Consider the following 18,992-nt stretch of genomic DNA (forward strand, 5'->3'; position numbering starts at 1 on the left):
GAGAATTCTTCCGGAGTTTTTGTCTATTATAGCATTACCCATCTCCTGATGAGTAGTCCCGGCTACTCGGAAGCATAACGAAGAATGCCACGATATATGCTAGTCGCTACCTTGCGTTGATAAACATCATCTCCGAGCAGAACTGATTCCTGAGGGTGCGACAAAAAACCGACCTCTACAAGGATCGCAGGTATTTTTAATGCTTTTAGTAGATAAACAGTATTTACAGTCTTAGCTACACGATCAGTATTCTCCAGTGTAGTCTTCAGCTCACTCTGTACAAACTCTGCGATAGCTTTATTATCCTTGTGATTGGGATAGTAAAAGGTCTGCGCCCCGCTCCATCGGTTTGAAGGCACACTGTTCATGTGAACGCTTATAAAAAGATCTGCGCCCTTCTCTTCAATGCTTCTTACTCTTTGCTTAAGATCTTCAGTCTTGCGCTTAGAATAGCCCTTAGTGCCCTCCTGAGCCAAATCATAATCCCCCTCACGGGTCATCACAACAATAGCCCCTGCCTGTTGCAGGTAATCACGTAAATAAAGAGAGACTGCAAGATTAATGTCTTTCTCAATTAGCCCTTCCCGGCTAACTGCCCCTCCATCTGCTCCCCCATGTCCAGCGTCGATAGCGATCACTTTACCAGACAAAGGCAGACTCCAATAATTTAACGTTTTGGCAGTAGGCATGTCATACGCTATAATGCCGATCATTATAGCCAGCAGTGTCGCGCCCAGCATACATTTTTTGATACTGCTCCATGAGATCCAGACCGAGACTTTACTGTGTTTTCGGCCAGACATAACAAAGACCCCCTCGTCCCGATAGATAATACTCATCTATATGGGACAAGAAGGCCAAATAGTACTAGCTAACGATGATTAAGCTGTTACTTCTTGAGTCATGCCTTCAATTAGAATCTGCCCAACCTCAGGTCGCGTAAATTCAGGAGGCGGACATTGACCCTCCCGAAGCAAAGCCCGTACCTTTGTACCCGACAAAGTCATATGATCATCGCCAGGATGTGGGCAGGTTTTACTGGAAGCCATATTTCCGCATTTTTTACAGAAGAAGCTGTGTTCAAAAAATAATGGAGTAATATCAAGTTCCTCAGCGGTGAAATTCGCGAAAATTTCTTGCGCTTCATAAGTTCCGTAGTAATCACCTACGCCCGCATGGTCACGTCCGACAATAAAATGGGTGCAGCCGTAATTTTTGCGAACCATAGCATGAAAAATCGCTTCTCTCGGACCAGCATAACGCATGGCCGCCGGGAAAACACCTAGAAAGGTACGATCCTCAGGATAATAATTCTCCAAAAGCGCCAGGTAGCTCTTCATTCGTACATTTGCCGGAACATCATCAGACTTCGTCTCACCCACTAGCGGGTTTAAGAACAGAGCGTCTACAACCTCCATAGCGCACTTCTGAATATATTCATGTGCACGATGAACAGGGTTACGCGTCTGGAAGCCTACAACTGTTCTCCAGCCTTTGTCTGCAAATATCTTACGTGTAGCTGAAGGGTCAAAATAAAATTCTCCGAACTTTTCTGGCTGTGGTCTATTCAGCACTGTAATTGGTCCTCCTACATAGGTAGCCGGGCGGGCCAACAGCTTACTTACTCCTGGATGTTCAGGGTCTGTTGTTTTGAATACATTTTGCGCTTCAAGGTTTTGATCAACCGTATAAATACTCTCAATATCCAAAAAACCGTAGATCTCGCCATCCTCTTCACCGATTAGAGATACCTTGTCTCCAATAGCTAAACCAGAGGCCACATCCTCTTCTACAGCAAGTGTTATTGGAATGCTCCACACTGTGCCATCTGCTAAACGCATGTTTTTGACTACGGAGTGATAATCTTGTTCATTCAAAAATCCAGTTAGTGGAGAAAATGCACCTACCGCTATTAGATCCAAATCAGATAAAGTCCAAGTGTTCACGGCAAGCGTCTTATATTCACGTGCAAGCTGCAGCAATTCTTCTCTTTCTGTACCCTCTACTACACGGTTAACTAATGTTCCGCCATGCGGACGTATTGAAGTCATTATCGTCTCTCCTTCTGTGTTCTCACGGGGATAGGTCTTACTTGTGTAATCCGCACTCAGTCTTCTCTGATCCAGCCCAACGTCCAGCACGCGGATCTTCACCAGGCATAACCTGACGTGTACATTGCTCACAGCCGATACTTGGATAGTTACGGTCATGTAGAGGGTTATAAATCACATCATTTTCACGAATATAGTTCCATACATCCTCGGTTGTCCAATCTGCAATTGGATTAAACTTAACCAAACCAAATTTATAATCATACTCAACCTTTTTGGCATTAGCACGGGTAGGGGCTTGGTCACGACGAATGCCTGTAATCCAAGCTTCATATTGAGATAGGATACGAGTCAGCGGCTCTACTTTACGAATCCCACAGCATTGGTTAGGATCTACTGTCCATAACGCATCACCGTGTTGAAGTGCTTGCTCCTGCGGAGTGATTTGTGGAGACACTCGTACGAACTCCAGCCCGTATTTATCTGCCATCAAATCTCGGGTCTCATAGGTTTCCTTAAAATGATAATCTGTATCGAGATAAAAGACGTCTGTAGACGGACTAACTTTGTGAAGCATATCAACTAGCACTACATCTTCGGCACCAAAGCTGCAGGCAAAAGTAATGTTAGGAAATGTTTCTACAGCCCAGCGGATAATTTCCTCGGGTGAAGCAGTTTCTAATTCTTCGGCCTTAACTTTGATTAAATCCTCTTTCTCGAGCAGGTTCATTAAGGTATTCCTCCATCCAAAATATTAATCGTATGAATAAATGAGGTAAAAGAAGTAATAAAACCAACTAATTCTATATGAAATAGTATATAACTTTTACTGAGGAAGTCAATGCGTTTCATCCGTTAGAATTAGTAAATAGATGCAAAAAAAGCCCATTTCTTGTGGAAAGGGGCTAAACAAGAAAAACCCTTAACCATAAAGGTTAAAGGTTTCTTATGTGCTTTTTTATCTCCCGTATTTTTCTAAGGCTTCTTTAAATATAGTATTTAACGCTTCAGGATACTCACCATAGATTTCTAAATCTTGAGAAGACTCTTCCTCAGACTGTTCCAATATCTTATTCACTTTGGGTTCACTCAAAGGAATTTTACCGTAGTAAACTCCTTTAACAAAATAAACATTAGGATCGGTTAAACTTTTATCTAAGAATAATAAATACTCTTCATTTTCATTCATTAACTGATAACCTTCAATTCCATAGATCAATGTTCCATCTTCTGTTGTTTCGATAGCTCCATTTTCTTGCACTGTAACTTCAGAGCCCTCTACAATATCTTGATTATCAGATTTGAAAATCTGATTAATCTTTATTGCAGATTGCGTATGATAATCAATCGTTTCACCAAATTCATTTTTATCGATAAATGTATTTATGACTTTAGCTTTTGTGCCTTTCAGTATCAATTCAGCCGTGTTGTCTAGCTCATTAAAATCACGATAACCAATAACTTTTGCTTCAGAACTGATAAATGCAGGAGAATTATCTCCCTTTACAGCTTTGTTATTGTTAATGAATCCTGCAGCACCGACAACCAATACGAAAGCCAACACACCTATTGAAAGAAACTTATTTTGTTTTTTCATATATTGACCCCCTTAATCAAATTGGTAAATATGCGCTATACCATCTTTATCATCTTGTACTGGGTAAGTTCCATATAACCAAGCTGGTCCAGAAAGCATAATGGACGGAACTGTATCTTCATGAGTTAAGCCTAGTACATGTCCCATTTCATGAGCAGTGGTTTCTTTTTGTCTATTTCCATCTACTGTCTTGAATCTTACCGTGTTAATTCTAACGATTGATGTAGAGGTTAGTGTACCTGAAGTAGAGGTTTGCGCATAAAATTGTCCAAGATCATTTGTTTCTGACGAAGCGTACCACTTTACGTCAGCAGCAGAGGCTGAAGTTGTTGAAGTAACGTTAATAGACAGTCTACCAGCAGTAAGACCATTCCACGCTGTACTTCCATGTATGGCAGCGGCATTGTAGCCAATTGAAGATATAGAGGCATCAAGCCAATATTTAACTTGGTTAGGTCTATCCACTCTATTTCCGCGAAGTACATAAGCATCTACCTGAGAGATAAAAATTGAAGCAACAACCATTAGAACGATTGAAGACAAAATAAATTTCCTCTTACTCAAAGAACTCTCAATTTCCATAAATTCAACTCCTCCTTTATAACCTTAAACGCCTATAATTGGAAAAAGTTTCTATGATTAAATAAAAAAATATTAATAAAAAAACCTATTCCCGAAAGAAATAGGTTAGTTTGAAACACAGCTCTAAATATGATTCTGTTCTGATATAAAAAATAAAACCCTCGGCCATAAGGCCAAGGGTTGAATTCTGTAAATATTAACGTTTCGAGAACTGAGGCGCACGACGTGCAGCCTTCAAGCCGTATTTCTTACGTTCCTTCATACGTGGGTCACGAGTCAGGAAACCGGCTTTCTTCAATGCACCGCGATATTCAGGGTCAACTTTAAGCAATGCACGGGAGATACCGTGACGAATTGCTCCAGCTTGACCGGAAATGCCGCCACCATGTGCAAGAACGATTACATCGTAGTTGCCCAGTGTTTCAGTCAGGTTCAAAGGTTGTTTTACGATCATTTTCAGTGTTTCCACACCGAAATATTCGTCCATCTCACGTTTGTTAATGACAATGCGTCCTTCACCCGGTACAAGGCGAACACGTGCTACCGAATGTTTACGACGACCTGTCCCATAGTATTGTACTTGTGCCATGAAACTGTCCTCCTCTATTCTTATCCGCGAAGTTCGTAAACTTCAGGTTTTTGTGCTGCATGTGGATGCTCGGCGCCTGCATATACTTTCAATCTCAGCTTCATGTGGTCCCCTTGACGAGTCTTAGGAATCATACCATGAACCGCGAATTCAATTACGCGTTCTGGTTTAGTATTCAGCAGAGTTTCAGCATTAGTAACTTTCAAACCACCTGGGTGCATCGAGTGACGGTAGTATTTTTTGTTTTGCAATTTCTTACCGGTCAAGTGAATTTTCTCAGCGTTGATAACGATAACGAAATCTCCTGTATCAACGTGTGGAGTGAATTGCGGTTTGTGTTTGCCACGGATCAAAGCAGCGGCTTCGCTGGCCAAACGACCGAGTGTTTTGCCTTCGGCATCAATAATGTGCCAATTGCGTTCAACTTCGTTCGGCTTCGCCATATAGGTGGTACGCATGAATGTTTCCTCCTTGTTCTCGTACGAAAATCTTCTGTTTCGTATATCTTGTTTCTCATTGAATTACGATTATGTGAGTTAAGCAAAGCATTTTTTTGGCATTTTCTCGATCGGGGCTGTGGGATAGCCATCAAGAAAACACAACTTTTATATTACAGTATAAACATAACAAGTGCAAGTGATTTTTAAACATTTAACCTATTAATCAGGAAGAAATTTATAGAAAAAACTATTCACTTTCAATCTCGTCATATTCAACACTCCACAAAGCTAACCCCATGGCCACAGCTGTTGGACCGGCATGTGATCGATCACATGCTGCCAATATTTCAGCAACCTTATCAGCAGGTATTTTACCTTCCCCCACATGGATCAAAGTCCCCATAATAATGCGAACCATGTGCTGAAGAAATCCACTACCCGTTATATAAGTATGGATAACTCCTTGATCTGATGAAGAGGGTCGGCACATACTGCGGTCTACTTCCATATGAGCTTCAAAGATCGTTCGTACATGAGAAGTCTTCGTAGACCGTCGTGATGCAAACGAAGTGAAGTCATGTGTCCCTATAATTTGCGTTAAGCCTTGCTGCATCGCAGGAATATCCAACTTCACTGGATGGTGAAGCTGCCAGCGCCGCTGAAACGGATCTGGAAACCTGTTGCCATTGATCGTGTATCGGTAAGTTTTACGCTTAGCCCCTCTACGAGAGTGAAACGTTAGCGGAACTTCCCTAGCCTCTGTAACCACGATGTCTTGTGGCAGCCGGGCATTAAGCGCTAGACACCAACGTTCAGTTGGGATTCGAGAGGAGGTTGTAAAGTTAAAAGGCTGGCCATAGGCATGTACTCCGGCATCTGTGCGGCCTGAAGCAGTAATCTTAAGCTTCTCACCTGTCAGATGGAGTATGGCTTGCTCCAGCCGATCCTGAATCGTATTGCCCTGAGGCTGGGTCTGAAAGCCATCATAATTCGTTCCGTCATAATTGACCTTCATCAATAGATTACGCATTCCGTTCTCCTTTTTAAACCGGTCAGCAGAACGTCGATCGAAGCACTGTCTGATCTTCTATTTGAAGAAATGGCTTCGCCGTCCCTAGTAGGACGGCATCCATTTTTCATATATAGAACTACAAGTCCTATAGGATCCTTAATTTCAAAAAAAAGAGCCCCTGCGGGAGCTCCTTCAATTGAACCAAGGTGATTCCCACGGTTATTAGTACAGCAGAGTCTTGCGCCTCTGCAGCACAATAACGCTGATATTTCCCCCATCTTTACTCCAAAGAGGGCTGGATGAAAGGGAAGCATCGGAAATCAATACTTGTGATACTACGCGCGGTCTACCAATTCAAGATAAACCATAGGCGCAGCGTCGCCACGACGAGGTCCTAGTTTAAGGATACGAGTGTATCCACCTGGACGCTCAGTGTAACGAGGAGCAATGTCAGAGAACAATTTTTGAATTGCATCTTGTTCACCATCAACAGTCTCGCGGCGAACAAATGCAGCTACTTGACGACGAGCATGAAGATCACCTTTTTTAGCTTTAGTGATCAGCTTTTCAGCGATAGAACGAACTTCTTTCGCTTTAGCTTCCGTTGTTTGGATGCGCTCGTATAAAAACAGATCCGTTACCATGTCGCGAAATAACGCTTTACGCGCACTGGAATCACGGCCCAATTTTTGGTATGCCATTGTGTTTTCCCTCCTTTACTAAAGCAATCTGCAGCTATTCTTCTGTGCGGAGACCCAAACCAAGTTCCTCAAGCTTTTCCTGAACTTCTTCCAAAGATTTGCGACCAAGGTTACGCACCTTCATCATATCTTCTTCAGTCTTCGTGGTAAGCTCTTGTACGGTATTAATACCAGCACGTTTGAGGCAGTTGTAGGAACGAACAGAAAGATCAAGCTCTTCGATTGTCATCTCAAGTACTTTTTCTTTTTTGTCTTCTTCTTTTTCAACCATAATTTCGGCGTCTTTCGCTTCGTCCGTAAGACCTACGAACAGAACGAGGTGCTCGTTCAAAATTTTGGCTCCGAGGCTTACAGCCTCTTCCGGTCTGATACTTCCATCCGTCCAAATTTCAAGCGTCAATTTGTCATAGTTAGTCACTTGACCAACACGTGTATTGTCTATGCCGTAGTTAACGCGTGAAATTGGAGTGTAGATGGAGTCAACTGGAATAACACCAATTGGCTGATCGTCACGTTTGTTCCGGTCCGCTTGGACATAGCCGCGACCACGGCCTGCAAAAATACGCATATGAAGTCTCGCACCAGGTCCCAGCGTTGCAATGTGAAGATCCGGATTGAGGATCTCAACATCGCTGTCCGCACGGATATCACCTGCGGTAACGATGCCTTCCCCTTCAGCATCAATCTCGAACACTTTTTCCTCGTCTGAATGAATCTTCAGAGACAAGGCTTTAAGGTTCAGAATGATTTCCGTCACATCTTCCATTACGCCTGGAACGGTCGAGAACTCATGCAGAACGCCGTCAATTTGGACCGAAGTCACTGCGGCTCCTGGAAGCGAAGAAAGCAATATCCGGCGAAGCGAGTTCCCCAGAGTCGTGCCATACCCACGTTCCAGCGGTTCAACTACGAATTTCCCATAGGTACCTTCATCATTAGCTTCTACGGTCTCAATCTTCGGCTTTTCGATTTCTATCACGAGTTTACCCCTCCTTCAACGTCGCTCCTATATGAAACTGTCACCCCATCAGGTGCATCATGTAGTATGCCTAAACACCTATTATTAGCAGATGCGTCAGAATTATACCACATTCACAATACTGATTTCACTATACGCGACGACGCTTAGGCGGACGGCATCCATTGTGAGGAACCGGAGTTACGTCTTTAATAAGGTTAACTTCAAGCCCTGCAGCTTGAAGGGAACGGATGGCTGCTTCGCGGCCCGCGCCCGGTCCTTTAACCATAACCTCAACCGACTTCATGCCGTGCTCCATAGCTGCTTTAGCTGCTGATTCAGCTGCCATTTGCGCTGCGAATGGAGTGGACTTACGGGAACCTTTAAATCCTTGGCCGCCGGAGCTTGCCCAGGAAATTGCATTTCCGTGAGGATCCGTGATGGTAACGATGGTGTTGTTGAACGTGGAACGAATATGTGCCACGCCGGATTCGATATTTTTACGGTCGCGACGTTTGGTACGTACGACTTTTTTCGGTTTAGCCATTGTCTCTTATCCCCCCTTATTATTTCTTTTTGTTTGCTACCGTACGACGCGGGCCTTTCCGGGTACGGGCATTCGTTTTAGTACGTTGACCGCGAACAGGCAATCCACGACGGTGGCGAACACCGCGGTAACAGCCGATCTCAGTAAGACGTTTAATATTTAAGGAAATTTCACGACGCAGGTCACCTTCAACCTTAACCGTTTTGTCGATCGTTTCACGCAGTTTGCTGACTTCATCTTCCGTCAAATCACGGACACGTGTATTAGCGCTAATGCCTGTTTCATTAAGAATTTTCTGAGAAGTCGTTTTACCGATTCCGAAAATATAAGTCAAGGCGATCTCAACGCGTTTGTCACGTGGCAAATCCACTCCAGCTATACGAGCCATTTTACGCTACACCCCCTTCTTAACCTTGTTTTTGTTTGTGTTTCGGATTTTCGCAAATCACCATAACAGTCCCTTTGCGGCGGATTACTTTACATTTCTCGCAAATGGGCTTTACAGAAGGTCTTACCTTCATGTTAATTACCTCCTCAAAGTTTTGCGAAGCAAAACTTTTTTCGTAGTTCCCATCTATTTACGGTAAGTTATACGACCTTTTGATAAATCATAAGGCGATAACTGCACGACCACTTTGTCTCCGGTCAAAATACGGATAAAGTGCATCCGCAATTTACCGGATACATGGGCAAGTATTTGATGACCGTTCTCAAGCTCAACCTTAAACGTTGCGTTTGGCAACGGTTCAAGGACAGTACCTTCTACTTCAATGACATCTTCCTTAGCCACAGTTAGTCTCCTTTCTCATCAGCACTTATTCCGGTGGGTCCAGCATACTTCATAACTGCGAATCGCAGCTTTCCGTTTGTTACCCGCCCAGTTTCCTTCAAACTGTCCACAACCTCACTGCTGATGAAGGGTATGAGCTCAAGATGAAGAATATTCTTCTTCTTTGGCCCATCAAACTTACGTTTGTCTCCATCTGCAATGTATACAAATCTGCTATCAACAACTGCGATAACAACGGCTGCCTCTCCGGCATCTTTGCCTTTGAGAATTCTCACTAATTGACCAACCTGCGGGCTGCTCACAGTATTCAAGTGGAGATCACCTACGCATTCAGTTTTGTGAAAATTTCCATGCCGTCCGGAGTAACTGCTACTGTATGCTCGAAGTGAGCACATAGTGAGCCATCAACCGTAACGACAGTCCAGTTATCTTCCAGTGTTCTGACATGTCTCTTTCCTGCGTTTACCATCGGCTCAATCGCGAGCACCATACCCGGTTTCAGACGTGGTCCGCGGTCCGCTATGCCATAATTCGGAATTTGCGGTTCTTCATGCAGTTTTGCCCCAATACCATGACCAACATACTCACGTACGACTGAGAAACCAGCCTCTTCGATGTATTGCTGAATAGCATGGGAGATTGTAAACAAGCGCACATCCGGCTTAACTAACGCCAGTCCCGCGTACAAGGAGCCTTCCGTAACGTCCAGCAAACGCTGAGCCTCTTCGGAAATGCTGCCCACACCGTAGGTCCAGGCGGAATCACCGTGATAACCGCGGTACTCTGCACCGATATCCAGCGTAACAATATCGCCTTCGATCAGTTTACGTTTACCTGGAAATCCATGCACCAATTGTTCGTTGACTGAAGCGCAAATGCTGGCAGGAAAACCGTTGTAGCCTTTGAAAGACGGCACAGCATCTTGACTGCGAATGTATTGATCGGCGATTCTGTCGAGCTCGCCCGTAGTAATGCCAGGCTCGATGGCCTGAGCAATAAGACGGTGACTCTCGGCAACAATTCGACCAGCTTCCCTCATAAAGGCAAGTTCCTGTTCGGATTTACAAATGATCATTACATTAACCCCGCATTAAAGACACGATTTCAGAAGTAACGACATTAATTTCGTTTTCCCCGTTTACCTGACGCAAAAGACCTTTATTATCATAAAACGCAAGCAGCGGCGCTGTTTTATTATCATACTCATCCAGGCGCTTGCCTACACTTTCTTCGTTGTCATCCGGACGTTGATATAATTCACCGCCATCAATGTCGCAAATGCCATCTTGCTTCGGCGGGTTGAAGATTAAATGGTAGGATGCTCCGCAAACGCTGCAGATACGACGTCCAGTAAGACGCGCCATTAGCAATCCACGGTCAACATTCAAGTTGATGACATGATCCAAAGAAGTGTTCAAACGGCTAAGAATATCATCCAGCGCTTCCGCTTGCGAAAGAGTTCTTGGAAAACCATCCAATAGAAATCCTTTTTCGCAATCGGACTGCTGAAGCCGTTCTTCGACTATCCCAATGGTCACATCATCTGGTACAAGCAAACCTTGATCTATAAATGATTTGGCCTTCAATCCTACCGGAGTTTCCTGTTTGATTGCCAAACGGAAAGCATCTCCTGTCGAAATATGAGGAATACCAAATTCTTTAACGATTTCTGCCGCTTGTGTTCCCTTGCCTGCCCCAGGAGGGCCCATGAATAAAATGTTCACGATTTCTCTCTCCCCCCAAAAGTTCGCCACCAAGCAAGAAACAGCATAATAGGTGCCGGGAAGAATAAAAACTTAAGCTTCACCGGAACCTATCACCTATTTATTGATGAAGCCTTTGTAATGGCGTTTGATCAATTGGCTCTCGATCTGCTTCATAGTATCCAATGCCACACCGATTACGATTAGCAGTGCAGTACCGCCAATTCGAACTTCTTTAGGCAATCCAGATATAGCACCGAAGAACATCGGCAAAACAGAGATCAGAGCTAGGAATAGCGCGCCAGACATAGTCAGACGAGACATTACTCTAGTCAGATATTTCTCTGTAGCTTTACCAGGACGGATACCTGGAATGTACCCACCATTCTTCTTCATGTTATCAGCCATCTGCTGAGGATTCATCTGCACGAACGTATAGAAGAACGTGAACCCGATGATCATCACTACATACAGAAGCATACCAAGTGGAGCATCGGTTGCTAAATACTTAGCAATCCATTGAGCCCAGGCATGTGTTGACCAGAAACTGGAGAGAACAACTGGGAACTGAAGCAATGATACGGCGAAGATTACCGGAATTACACCTGCCGCATTAATTTTCAATGGGATATGTGTATTCTGTCCACCGTACATTTTATTGCCGACTACGCGTTTAGCGTATTGAACAGGAATCTTCCGAATACCTTGCTGTACGAAGATAACTGCTGTAATAATCGCTACAATCACAATCAGCACGATAACGACTTTAAGAATATTCAGGAACACCTGATCCGGCTGAATAAAACTTGAGTTAGCCGTACTTGTGATATATCCCGGAATGGCGGCGACGATTCCCGCAAAAATCAGGATCGAAATCCCGTTCCCGATTCCCTTTTCGGTAATCTGTTCACCAAGCCACATCAAGAAAGAAGTACCCGCCGTCAAGATAATGGCAACCAGCAAGTAATCAGCAAATGTCGCATTCGGCATCATTTGAGTTTCATAAATCCGGTTAAACCCTATCGACGTAGCAAAACCTTGGATCAGGGCTAATATCACTGTACCGTAACGAGTGATTTGCGCCAATTGTTTTTTCCCGTGCTCCCCTTGTTTAGCCCATTCAGCAAACTTGGGAACAACATCCATCGACAGCAATTGCACGATGATGGATGCTGTAATGTACGGGTAAATACTGATCGCAAATATCGAGAAGTTTTTGAGCGCTCCGCCCGAAAAGGTGTTCAAGAGTCCCATCAAAGCGTCACCGCTCTGATTTGCTGTTTGCAGTACATCTTTGTTCACACCAGGAACCGGAACAAACGAACCGATACGGTAGATAATCAGAATGAACAAGGTAAACAGGATCTTTTTGCGCAAATCTTCAACATGCCAGATATTCTTAAGCGTCTTGAACATTAGATCACCTCGGTTTTACCGCCGGCAGCCTCGATTTTCTCTACCGCAGATTGAGAGAACTTATTTGCTTGTACAGTCAATTTTACGGTCAACTCACCGTTGCCGAGAATCTTGATGCCGCTTTTGGAATTCTTGACAACACCAGTTTCAAGCAACAACTGCGGAGTCACTTCAGTTCCTTCTGCAAAGCTATTCAGATCTTCCAGGTTCACAATCGCATACTCTTTACGGGTAGGATTGACGAAACCACGTTTAGGCAGACGACGATAGAGCGGATTTTGTCCACCCTCGAAGCCCGGACGAACACCACCGCCAGAACGTGAGTTTTGACCTTTGTGACCGCGACCGGAAGTTTTACCATTTCCGCTACTAGGACCACGACCAACGCGATTGCGTTCTTTGCGGGAACCAGGAGCTGGAGCAAGTTCATGTAACTTCATCGTTTGCACCTCCTTATGTTTGTTAATTTATGCGAGGCGTTTAGCCTTCAATTTCAGTTACAGATAGCAAGTGACTCACTTTATTGATCATTCCGCGAATTGCAGGACTGTCATTGTGAACCACTGTCGTGTTGAGTTTACGCAGGCCGAGCGTCTTAACAGTAACACGTTGTGTTTCTGGACGTCCGATTACACTACGTACGAGGGTAATTTGCAATTTTGCCATTGACGTTCCCCTCCTTAACCGCGCAATTCTTCGACAGATTTGCCGCGAAGTTTCGCGACCTCTTCAATGCGTTTCAGACGGGAAAGTCCCTCCAAAGTTGCATTGACCATGTTCATGGAATTCGAAGAACCCAGTGATTTTGTCAAAATGTCGCCAACGCCTGCCAATTCCAATACCGCACGAACTGGACCGCCAGCGATAACGCCAGTACCCTCTGATGCTGGTTTCAGCAACACGCGTCCTGCGCCGAAGTGTCCAGTAACGAGATGGGGAATCGAAGTTCCTACGATTGGGATGTGAATCAGGTTTTTCTTGGCGTCTTCAATGCCTTTACGGATGGCATCCGGAACTTCGCCGGCTTTACCGATACCAGCACCGACGTAGCCGTTGCCGTCGCCCACAACAACAAGTGCACTAAAGCTGAAACGGCGTCCGCCTTTTACAACTTTTGCAACACGGTTAATGTGTACAACTCTTTCTGTCAGTTCTAAACTGTTCGGATCTACACGCAAGTCGTTAACCTCCTTTTAAGAATTATTCTAGAATTCAAGACCAGCTTCACGAGCTGCATCAGCCAATGCTTGAATCCGTCCATGGTACAAGTAACCTCCGCGGTCGAATACGACCACTGCATATCCTTTTTCTTTGGCACGCTCAGCGACCAATTGGCCAACCTTCGCAGCAGCTTCAACGCTGCCGCCATTACCGATGTTAGCGCTCAGATCTTTATCAAGTGTAGAAGCGGATACGATAGTAACCCCTTTAACATCATCGATCAGTTGAGCGTAGATGTGTTTCGAAGAACGGAATACGTTCAAACGTGGACGCTCAGTAGTTCCCTGGATCTTCTTACGAACACGCAGGTGTCTTTTGAGACGAGCCTTGTTTTTATCTTCTTTTGTAATCATGACTTCCCTTTCACTCCCTTCAGTTTGCCGTAAACAGCTTCACTTTAAGATGCACGGGGTATCTTACAATTAAGTTTAAACTGGTTATTTCTTCTTACCAGCTTTACCTTCTTTGCGGATGATACGCTCGCCTTCATATTTGATACCTTTACCTTTATACGGTTCTGGTTCACGAACGGAACGGATTTTAGCAGCGTATGCGCCAACGCGTTCTTTATCGATACCTTTAACGATGATCTTCGTGTTCGCAGGAACTTCGAACTCGATACCAGCTTCCGGTGTAATTTCAACCGGGTGGGAATAACCAACGTTCAGAACGATTTTATCTCCGGATTTGCTTGCACGATATCCGACCCCAACCAGTTCCAGAGATTTCGAGAAACCTTCAGTCACACCTGCTACCATGTTGTTGACAACGGAGCGGGTTGTGCCGTGAAGTGAACGATGCAATTTGTTATCCGACGGGCGAACAACGGTAATTTCGTTATTTTCAACTGTAACCTTCATGTCTTTATGAAGCTCACGAGTCAAAGAACCTTTTGGACCTTTTACTGTAATAACGGCGTTGTCCAAAGTGACATCTACACCGCTAGGTACTGCGATTGGTTTGCGACCAATACGAGACATGTGTTGCACCTCCTTATCTTGTGACGTTTATTACCAAATGTAGCAGACAACTTCTCCGCCAGATTTTGATTGACGAGCTTCTTTGTCGGTCATAACTCCCTTAGATGTGGAGATAATCGCGATTCCTAGACCACCGAGTACACGAGGCACTTCATTGCTCTTCGTGTATACGCGAAGGCCTGGTTTACTGATTCTTTTCAAACCAGAAATAACACGCTCTTGGTTAGGGCCGTATTTCAAGAAGATACGGATAATCCCTTGTTTGCTATCTTCAACGAATTCCGCATCGCGGATGAAACCTTCACGCTTCAAAATGTCAGCGATTTGTTTCTTCATAGTAGAAGCAGGCATTTCTACCGTCTCGTGACGCACAATGTTAGCGTTACGAATACGAGTAAGCATATCTGCAATAGGATCAGACATAGTCATGTGTGTAAACCTCCTTCCCGTTTATAAACTTCTTACCAACTTGCTTTTTTCACGCCAGGGATCTGGCCTTTATAAGCTAATTCACGGAAACAAATTCTGCAAATTTTGAACTTTTGCAGTACCGAATGTGGACGACCACAACGTTCGCAACGTGTGTATGCACGTACTTTAAACTTAGGCGTACGTTGTTGTTTAACTTTCATCGAAGTTTTTGCCACTTAGCCTGACACCTCCTAAACATTTTCGGAGAAAATGGATTAACCGACTTTATTTTGCGAAAGGCATTCCCAGCTGACCCAGCAGCTCGCGGGATTCCTCGTCCGTCTTAGCAGTCGTTACAATAACGATGTCCATACCGCGGACTTTATCCACTTTGTCATATTCGATCTCAGGGAAGATCAATTGTTCTTTGAGACCAAGTGTGTAGTTACCACGGCCGTCAAAGGCTTTAGTGGAAACACCACGGAAGTCACGTACACGTGGAAGTGTTACGTTGAACAATTTGTCCAAGAAGTAATACATACGCTCTCCGCGCAGTGTTACTTTAACCCCAATCGGCATATTTTCGCGTAGTTTGAAACCAGCGATGGATTTTTTAGCTTTAGTGATTACTGGTTTTTGACCAGCGATCAACTGCATGTCATTAACTGCAGCATCAAGTACTTTGGAGTTTTGAACAGCGTCACCCACACCCATGTTGATGACAACCTTCTCGATCTTAGGCACTTGCATAACAGTTGTATAGTTAAACTTCTGCATCAAAGCAGGTGTAATTTCGTTAAGAAAACGTTCTTTCATTCTTGCTGCCATGAAGATTTAACCTCCTTTCTTAAGGGCTAGATTAGTCGATAATCTCTCCGGATCTTTTAGCAATCCGAACTTTTTTACCATTGTCCAAAACTTTGTAACCGATACGGGTTACTTTGCCGGTCTTCGGATCGATGTGCATTACGTTGGACACATGAATCGAAGCTTCCTGCTCAATAATTCCACCCTGTGGATTCAGCTGGTTCGGCTTTTGGTGTTTTTTCACCATATTGACGCCTTCTACCAGAACGCGGTTTTCACGAGGATAAGCAGCGATGACACGGCCTTTTTTGCCTTTGTCTTTACCACTGATCACAAGCACCACGTCATCTTTCTTCACGTGCAGTTTATTGTTATGGGATTCCAGAACTTTTTTCACTCTAGGCATTTATTACACCTCCTATAACTAACCTTCAACTTATTGGTGCCGTGTTTATTAGATAACTTCCGGTGCCAAGGAAACGATCTTCATGTAGTCTTTATCGCGAAGTTCGCGAGCAACTGGTCCAAAGATACGTGTTCCACGAGGGCTTCTGTCGTCTTTAACAACAACAGCTGCATTTTCGTCGAATGCGATGTAAGATCCATCTTTACGACGAACGGAACGTTTCGTACGAACAACTACCGCTCTAACAACATCACCTTTTTTGACAACGCCGCCTGGTGTTGCTTGTTTAACGGAACAAACGATCAAATCACCGATTGCTGCTGTACGGCGTCCAGTACCACCCAGTACGCGGATACACATCAGTTCCTTCGCACCAGAGTTGTCAGCCACATGCAAACGTGTAAATGGTTGAATCATTATAATTTCCTCCTTCCGGAAAAACTCTCTTGATTATCTTAGATGATAACCGCTGCTTCTACCACTTCAACTAGTCTCCAACGTTTGTCCTTAGACAACGGACGAGTTTCCATGAGTTTTACGGTATCGCCAATCTTTGCAACATTTCCCTCATCATGTGCTTTGAATTTCTTCGTAGACTTGATGCGTTTGTGGTACAAATTGTGTTTCTTATAGGTTTCAACAGCAACTACGATGGTTTTATCCATTTTATCACTGACCACTTTACCGATTAGCACTTTACGTGCATTACGTTCTTCACTCATTAGTTAGCCTCCTTCCTGAATACGGATCTGCGATCCGTCTCACTTAACTAATCCCAAGCACTCTTTGATGGATTACGGTTTTAGCACGAGCTATTTCCTTACGCACGTCACGAATCCGAGTTGGGTTGTCCAATTGGCCAGTTGCCAATTGAAAACGGAGATTAAAAAGTTCCTCTTTGAATCCAGCGATCTTTTGTTCAATCTCAGCAGTGGTTAAGTTGCGAAGTTCATTAGCTTTCATTTGCTTCACCACCCAATTCTTCACGTTTCACAAACTTAGTCTTTACAGGCAGCTTGTGAGCGGCAAGACGCATCGCTTCACGAGCGATTTCTTCCGACACGCCTCCGAGTTCGAACATAATCTTGCCCGGTTTAACTACGGCTACCCATTTCTCAACGTTACCTTTACCACTACCCATACGAACCTCGAGAGGCTTTTGAGTAATAGGTTTATCTGGGAAAATCTTGATCCAAACTTGACCGCCACGTTTGATATAACGTGTCATCGCGATACGAGCAGCTTCGATCTGACGGTTAGTGATCCAAGACGGTTCAAGTGCAACCAGGCCGAATTCGCCGAAGTTCAATTCAGTACCGCCTTTTGCCATACCCTTCATGTGTCCGCGTTGTTGCTTGCGGTGTTTTACGCGTTTTGGTACCAACATGATTAGTTGCCTCCTTCCTGAGCAGCTTGTTTCTTAGCTGGGGGAAGAACTTCTCCACGGTAGATCCATACTTTTACGCCGATAAGACCGTAAGTTGTATGTGCTTCAGCCGTTCCGTAATCGATATCGGCACGAAGCGTATGAAGTGGAACTGTTCCTTCGCTATAACCTTCTGAACGAGCAATCTCAGCTCCGCCAAGACGTCCGCCCACTTGAGTTTTAATCCCTTTTGCGCCAGAACGCATAGTTCTTTGAATCGCTTGTTTGAGGGCACGACGGAACGATACACGACGTTCCAATTGTTGAGCAATGCTCTCAGCTACAAGAATTGCATCCAATTCAGGGTGCTTGATTTCATTGATGTTGATGTGTACTTTTTTGCCACCAGCGATTGCTGTAACTGCGCTGCGAAGTACTTCTACTTCTGCTCCGCCTTTACCAATAACCATACCTGGTTTAGCTGTATGAATTGTAACGTTCACGCGGCTAGCCGCTCTTTCGATCTCGATATGGGAAACAGCGGAATCCTTCAATTTGCCTTTAAGGTATTCCCGGATTTTGACGTCTTCCATCAGAAGAGTACCGAAATCTTTTCCTGCATACCATTTAGATTCCCAATCGCGAATAATACCGATTCGGAGTCCGATTGGATTTACCTTTTGACCCACGTGTTATCCCTCCTTATTTCTCAGATACCACCAGTGTAATGTGGCTCGTGCGTTTATTGATCCGACTTGCGCGGCCCATGGCGCGCGGACGGAAACGTTTCATAGTAGGTCCTTGGTTAACGAAAACCTCGCTAACGAACAAACTGTTCACGTCCAAAGAATAGTTATGCTCAGCATTCGCAATTGCCGAATTAAGCAACTTTTCAACGACCGGAGAAGCGGATTTCGGAGTGTGGCGAAGAATAGCAATTGCTTCCCCCACTTGCTTACCGCGAATCAAGTCAACAACCAGTTTCGCTTTACGAGCGGAAATTCGCACCGATCTTGCATGTGCTTTTGCTTCCATTGTTTAACCTCCTTTCAAACAGAGACCTTATTATTATCTTCTTGTTTTCTTATCGTCACCCGCGTGGCCTTTGTAAGTACGTGTTGGCGCGAACTCGCCCAACTTGTGACCTACCATATCTTCTGTTACGTATACAGGCACGTGTTTACGGCCGTCATATACACCAAACGTATGTCCGATAAACTGAGGGAAAATGGTTGAGCGACGGGACCAAGTTTTAACAACAACCTTTTTCTCAGCCTCGTTCAGTTCCTCAACTTTTTTAAGCAGGTAGCCATCGATAAACGGCCCCTTCTTTAAACTGCGACCCATGTGTGAATCCTCCCTTCATCCGGTTCTTCAAACCGCGAATCGACGCTTCGCGCTTTATTAACTTGCCA

General features: G+C 44.4%; 34 protein-coding genes. All 34 read right to left on the bottom strand.

The window, feature by feature from the left end; translation table 11 throughout:
• Positions 1 to 62: 62 nt before the first annotated feature.
• The 34 genes from cwlD to rpsS all read right to left on the bottom strand — a co-directional run bounded on the left by cwlD (position 63) and on the right by rpsS (position 18,924).
• On the bottom strand, positions 63 to 803 hold the full coding sequence (cwlD, locus tag MHI51_RS27625) for an N-acetylmuramoyl-L-alanine amidase CwlD (RefSeq protein ID WP_038573445.1): 741 nt from the start codon (positions 801 to 803) through the stop codon (positions 63 to 65).
• A 78-nt stretch (positions 804 to 881) separates the two neighbouring features.
• Positions 882 to 2,051 (bottom strand): sulfate adenylyltransferase, encoded by a 1,170-nt coding sequence (sat, locus tag MHI51_RS27630; protein WP_405173407.1) that lies wholly within the window; start codon positions 2,049 to 2,051, stop codon positions 882 to 884.
• Between the two features lie 37 nt (positions 2,052 to 2,088).
• The gene (locus tag MHI51_RS27635) at positions 2,089 to 2,781 is read right to left on the bottom strand and encodes a phosphoadenylyl-sulfate reductase (RefSeq protein ID WP_036680616.1); all 693 of its coding nucleotides are present in this window, start codon (positions 2,779 to 2,781) and stop codon (positions 2,089 to 2,091) included.
• Positions 2,782 to 3,009: 228 nt separating this feature from the next.
• Positions 3,010 to 3,648 (bottom strand): hypothetical protein, encoded by a 639-nt coding sequence (locus tag MHI51_RS27640; RefSeq protein WP_076219352.1) that lies wholly within the window; start codon positions 3,646 to 3,648, stop codon positions 3,010 to 3,012.
• Between the two features lie 12 nt (positions 3,649 to 3,660).
• A complete protein-coding gene (locus tag MHI51_RS27645) occupies positions 3,661 to 4,191 on the bottom strand; it encodes a matrixin family metalloprotease (RefSeq protein WP_179087049.1) in 531 nt (176 codons plus the stop codon).
• A gap of 235 nt (positions 4,192 to 4,426) precedes the next feature.
• Positions 4,427 to 4,819: a 30S ribosomal protein S9 gene (gene rpsI / locus MHI51_RS27650; protein ID WP_025706574.1), complete on the bottom strand. Its 393-nt coding sequence runs from the start codon at positions 4,817 to 4,819 to the stop codon at positions 4,427 to 4,429.
• 20 nt (positions 4,820 to 4,839) lie between these two features.
• Positions 4,840 to 5,277, bottom strand: coding sequence for a 50S ribosomal protein L13 (gene rplM, locus MHI51_RS27655; protein ID WP_036680589.1), 438 nt, complete (start codon positions 5,275 to 5,277; stop codon positions 4,840 to 4,842).
• Between the two features lie 229 nt (positions 5,278 to 5,506).
• Complete coding sequence (truA, locus tag MHI51_RS27660; RefSeq protein ID WP_036680587.1) at positions 5,507 to 6,289, bottom strand: tRNA pseudouridine(38-40) synthase TruA; 783 nt, start codon at positions 6,287 to 6,289, stop codon at positions 5,507 to 5,509.
• 317 nt (positions 6,290 to 6,606) lie between these two features.
• Complete coding sequence (rplQ, locus tag MHI51_RS27665) at positions 6,607 to 6,972, bottom strand: 50S ribosomal protein L17 (RefSeq protein ID WP_019908254.1); 366 nt, start codon at positions 6,970 to 6,972, stop codon at positions 6,607 to 6,609.
• Positions 6,973 to 7,006: 34 nt separating this feature from the next.
• Complete coding sequence (locus MHI51_RS27670) at positions 7,007 to 7,951, bottom strand: DNA-directed RNA polymerase subunit alpha (protein WP_036680585.1); 945 nt, start codon at positions 7,949 to 7,951, stop codon at positions 7,007 to 7,009.
• 130 nt (positions 7,952 to 8,081) lie between these two features.
• Positions 8,082 to 8,477, bottom strand: coding sequence for a 30S ribosomal protein S11 (rpsK, locus tag MHI51_RS27675; protein ID WP_019908251.1), 396 nt, complete (start codon positions 8,475 to 8,477; stop codon positions 8,082 to 8,084).
• 19 nt (positions 8,478 to 8,496) lie between these two features.
• Positions 8,497 to 8,865, bottom strand: coding sequence for a 30S ribosomal protein S13 (gene rpsM, locus MHI51_RS27680; protein WP_036680583.1), 369 nt, complete (start codon positions 8,863 to 8,865; stop codon positions 8,497 to 8,499).
• Positions 8,866 to 8,884: 19 nt separating this feature from the next.
• Complete coding sequence (gene rpmJ / locus MHI51_RS27685; protein ID WP_003322638.1) at positions 8,885 to 8,998, bottom strand: 50S ribosomal protein L36; 114 nt, start codon at positions 8,996 to 8,998, stop codon at positions 8,885 to 8,887.
• 53 nt (positions 8,999 to 9,051) lie between these two features.
• A complete protein-coding gene (infA, locus tag MHI51_RS27690; protein WP_036652996.1) occupies positions 9,052 to 9,267 on the bottom strand; it encodes a translation initiation factor IF-1 in 216 nt (71 codons plus the stop codon).
• A gap of 2 nt (positions 9,268 to 9,269) precedes the next feature.
• Positions 9,270 to 9,578, bottom strand: a complete 309-nt coding sequence (locus MHI51_RS27695; RefSeq protein WP_036680581.1) for a KOW domain-containing RNA-binding protein — start codon at positions 9,576 to 9,578, stop codon at positions 9,270 to 9,272.
• 11 nt (positions 9,579 to 9,589) lie between these two features.
• Entirely contained in the window at positions 9,590 to 10,342 is a 753-nt protein-coding gene (gene map, locus MHI51_RS27700; protein ID WP_038573450.1) for a type I methionyl aminopeptidase, read from the bottom strand.
• Positions 10,343 to 10,346: 4 nt separating this feature from the next.
• A complete protein-coding gene (locus MHI51_RS27705; RefSeq protein WP_038573451.1) occupies positions 10,347 to 10,991 on the bottom strand; it encodes an adenylate kinase in 645 nt (214 codons plus the stop codon).
• Positions 10,992 to 11,087: 96 nt separating this feature from the next.
• On the bottom strand, positions 11,088 to 12,386 hold the full coding sequence (gene secY / locus MHI51_RS27710) for a preprotein translocase subunit SecY (protein WP_405173408.1): 1,299 nt from the start codon (positions 12,384 to 12,386) through the stop codon (positions 11,088 to 11,090).
• Complete coding sequence (gene rplO / locus MHI51_RS27715) at positions 12,386 to 12,826, bottom strand: 50S ribosomal protein L15 (protein ID WP_036680569.1); 441 nt, start codon at positions 12,824 to 12,826, stop codon at positions 12,386 to 12,388. Before rplO ends, secY begins: the two co-directional genes overlap by 1 nt.
• A gap of 40 nt (positions 12,827 to 12,866) precedes the next feature.
• The gene (rpmD, locus tag MHI51_RS27720; protein ID WP_036680567.1) at positions 12,867 to 13,052 is read right to left on the bottom strand and encodes a 50S ribosomal protein L30; all 186 of its coding nucleotides are present in this window, start codon (positions 13,050 to 13,052) and stop codon (positions 12,867 to 12,869) included.
• Between the two features lie 14 nt (positions 13,053 to 13,066).
• The gene (gene rpsE, locus MHI51_RS27725) at positions 13,067 to 13,564 is read right to left on the bottom strand and encodes a 30S ribosomal protein S5 (protein ID WP_036652980.1); all 498 of its coding nucleotides are present in this window, start codon (positions 13,562 to 13,564) and stop codon (positions 13,067 to 13,069) included.
• Between the two features lie 27 nt (positions 13,565 to 13,591).
• Entirely contained in the window at positions 13,592 to 13,960 is a 369-nt protein-coding gene (rplR, locus tag MHI51_RS27730; protein WP_036680564.1) for a 50S ribosomal protein L18, read from the bottom strand.
• A gap of 84 nt (positions 13,961 to 14,044) precedes the next feature.
• Positions 14,045 to 14,587: a 50S ribosomal protein L6 gene (rplF, locus tag MHI51_RS27735; RefSeq protein ID WP_036680562.1), complete on the bottom strand. Its 543-nt coding sequence runs from the start codon at positions 14,585 to 14,587 to the stop codon at positions 14,045 to 14,047.
• Between the two features lie 30 nt (positions 14,588 to 14,617).
• Positions 14,618 to 15,016, bottom strand: a complete 399-nt coding sequence (gene rpsH / locus MHI51_RS27740; protein WP_036680560.1) for a 30S ribosomal protein S8 — start codon at positions 15,014 to 15,016, stop codon at positions 14,618 to 14,620.
• 32 nt (positions 15,017 to 15,048) lie between these two features.
• On the bottom strand, positions 15,049 to 15,234 hold the full coding sequence (locus MHI51_RS27745; protein ID WP_013312154.1) for a type Z 30S ribosomal protein S14: 186 nt from the start codon (positions 15,232 to 15,234) through the stop codon (positions 15,049 to 15,051).
• Between the two features lie 49 nt (positions 15,235 to 15,283).
• On the bottom strand, positions 15,284 to 15,826 hold the full coding sequence (gene rplE / locus MHI51_RS27750; protein WP_036680558.1) for a 50S ribosomal protein L5: 543 nt from the start codon (positions 15,824 to 15,826) through the stop codon (positions 15,284 to 15,286).
• A gap of 31 nt (positions 15,827 to 15,857) precedes the next feature.
• A complete protein-coding gene (gene rplX / locus MHI51_RS27755; protein WP_076099615.1) occupies positions 15,858 to 16,211 on the bottom strand; it encodes a 50S ribosomal protein L24 in 354 nt (117 codons plus the stop codon).
• A gap of 48 nt (positions 16,212 to 16,259) precedes the next feature.
• Entirely contained in the window at positions 16,260 to 16,628 is a 369-nt protein-coding gene (rplN, locus tag MHI51_RS27760; protein WP_036680556.1) for a 50S ribosomal protein L14, read from the bottom strand.
• Positions 16,629 to 16,666: 38 nt separating this feature from the next.
• Complete coding sequence (rpsQ, locus tag MHI51_RS27765) at positions 16,667 to 16,933, bottom strand: 30S ribosomal protein S17 (protein WP_036680554.1); 267 nt, start codon at positions 16,931 to 16,933, stop codon at positions 16,667 to 16,669.
• Between the two features lie 43 nt (positions 16,934 to 16,976).
• Positions 16,977 to 17,174, bottom strand: coding sequence for a 50S ribosomal protein L29 (rpmC, locus tag MHI51_RS27770; protein ID WP_019908232.1), 198 nt, complete (start codon positions 17,172 to 17,174; stop codon positions 16,977 to 16,979).
• The gene (gene rplP / locus MHI51_RS27775) at positions 17,164 to 17,598 is read right to left on the bottom strand and encodes a 50S ribosomal protein L16 (protein WP_036680552.1); all 435 of its coding nucleotides are present in this window, start codon (positions 17,596 to 17,598) and stop codon (positions 17,164 to 17,166) included. Before rplP ends, rpmC begins: the two co-directional genes overlap by 11 nt.
• 2 nt (positions 17,599 to 17,600) lie before the next feature.
• Positions 17,601 to 18,266, bottom strand: a complete 666-nt coding sequence (rpsC, locus tag MHI51_RS27780) for a 30S ribosomal protein S3 (RefSeq protein WP_038573452.1) — start codon at positions 18,264 to 18,266, stop codon at positions 17,601 to 17,603.
• Between the two features lie 13 nt (positions 18,267 to 18,279).
• Positions 18,280 to 18,612: a 50S ribosomal protein L22 gene (gene rplV / locus MHI51_RS27785; RefSeq protein WP_036680546.1), complete on the bottom strand. Its 333-nt coding sequence runs from the start codon at positions 18,610 to 18,612 to the stop codon at positions 18,280 to 18,282.
• A gap of 33 nt (positions 18,613 to 18,645) precedes the next feature.
• Positions 18,646 to 18,924, bottom strand: a complete 279-nt coding sequence (rpsS, locus tag MHI51_RS27790; RefSeq protein ID WP_036652940.1) for a 30S ribosomal protein S19 — start codon at positions 18,922 to 18,924, stop codon at positions 18,646 to 18,648.
• Between the last annotated feature and the right edge of the window lie 68 nt (positions 18,925 to 18,992).

The sequence above is a fragment of the Paenibacillus sp. FSL H8-0260 genome, from assembly GCF_045040625.1.
Classification (GTDB): domain Bacteria; phylum Bacillota; class Bacilli; order Paenibacillales; family Paenibacillaceae; genus Paenibacillus_AQ; species Paenibacillus_AQ odorifer.

Coding starts and splice junctions, on each gene's coding strand:
- rplQ (WP_019908254.1), bottom strand. CDS start 6,972: ATGGCATACCAAAAATTGGGCCGTGATTCCAGTGCGCGTAAAGCGTTA.
- map (WP_038573450.1), bottom strand. CDS start 10,342: ATGATCATTTGTAAATCCGAACAGGAACTTGCCTTTATGAGGGAAGCT.
- rpsQ (WP_036680554.1), bottom strand. CDS start 16,933: ATGAGTGAAGAACGTAATGCACGTAAAGTGCTAATCGGTAAAGTGGTC.
- rpsS (WP_036652940.1), bottom strand. CDS start 18,924: ATGGGTCGCAGTTTAAAGAAGGGGCCGTTTATCGATGGCTACCTGCTT.
- secY (WP_405173408.1), bottom strand. CDS start 12,386: ATGTTCAAGACGCTTAAGAATATCTGGCATGTTGAAGATTTGCGCAAA.
- rplM (WP_036680589.1), bottom strand. CDS start 5,277: ATGCGTACCACCTATATGGCGAAGCCGAACGAAGTTGAACGCAATTGG.
- rpsI (WP_025706574.1), bottom strand. CDS start 4,819: ATGGCACAAGTACAATACTATGGGACAGGTCGTCGTAAACATTCGGTA.
- rpsM (WP_036680583.1), bottom strand. CDS start 8,865: ATGGCTCGTATAGCTGGAGTGGATTTGCCACGTGACAAACGCGTTGAG.
- rpmC (WP_019908232.1), bottom strand. CDS start 17,174: ATGAAAGCTAATGAACTTCGCAACTTAACCACTGCTGAGATTGAACAA.
- MHI51_RS27640 (WP_076219352.1), bottom strand. CDS start 3,648: ATGAAAAAACAAAATAAGTTTCTTTCAATAGGTGTGTTGGCTTTCGTA.
- rplE (WP_036680558.1), bottom strand. CDS start 15,826: ATGGCAGCAAGAATGAAAGAACGTTTTCTTAACGAAATTACACCTGCT.
- sat (WP_405173407.1), bottom strand. CDS start 2,051: ATGACTTCAATACGTCCGCATGGCGGAACATTAGTTAACCGTGTAGTA.
- rplX (WP_076099615.1), bottom strand. CDS start 16,211: ATGCCTAGAGTGAAAAAAGTTCTGGAATCCCATAACAATAAACTGCAC.
- rpsK (WP_019908251.1), bottom strand. CDS start 8,477: ATGGCTAAACCGAAAAAAGTCGTACGTACCAAACGTCGCGACCGTAAA.
- rplF (WP_036680562.1), bottom strand. CDS start 14,587: ATGTCTCGTATTGGTCGCAAACCAATCGCAGTACCTAGCGGTGTAGAT.
- rpmJ (WP_003322638.1), bottom strand. CDS start 8,998: ATGAAGGTAAGACCTTCTGTAAAGCCCATTTGCGAGAAATGTAAAGTA.
- rplN (WP_036680556.1), bottom strand. CDS start 16,628: ATGATTCAACCATTTACACGTTTGCATGTGGCTGACAACTCTGGTGCG.
- rplV (WP_036680546.1), bottom strand. CDS start 18,612: ATGGAAGCAAAAGCACATGCAAGATCGGTGCGAATTTCCGCTCGTAAA.
- cwlD (WP_038573445.1), bottom strand. CDS start 803: ATGTCTGGCCGAAAACACAGTAAAGTCTCGGTCTGGATCTCATGGAGC.
- rplP (WP_036680552.1), bottom strand. CDS start 17,598: ATGTTGGTACCAAAACGCGTAAAACACCGCAAGCAACAACGCGGACAC.
- rplO (WP_036680569.1), bottom strand. CDS start 12,826: ATGAAGTTACATGAACTTGCTCCAGCTCCTGGTTCCCGCAAAGAACGC.
- rplR (WP_036680564.1), bottom strand. CDS start 13,960: ATGATTACAAAAGAAGATAAAAACAAGGCTCGTCTCAAAAGACACCTG.
- MHI51_RS27635 (WP_036680616.1), bottom strand. CDS start 2,781: ATGAACCTGCTCGAGAAAGAGGATTTAATCAAAGTTAAGGCCGAAGAA.
- truA (WP_036680587.1), bottom strand. CDS start 6,289: ATGCGTAATCTATTGATGAAGGTCAATTATGACGGAACGAATTATGAT.
- rpsH (WP_036680560.1), bottom strand. CDS start 15,016: ATGACTATGTCTGATCCTATTGCAGATATGCTTACTCGTATTCGTAAC.
- rpmD (WP_036680567.1), bottom strand. CDS start 13,052: ATGGCAAAATTGCAAATTACCCTCGTACGTAGTGTAATCGGACGTCCA.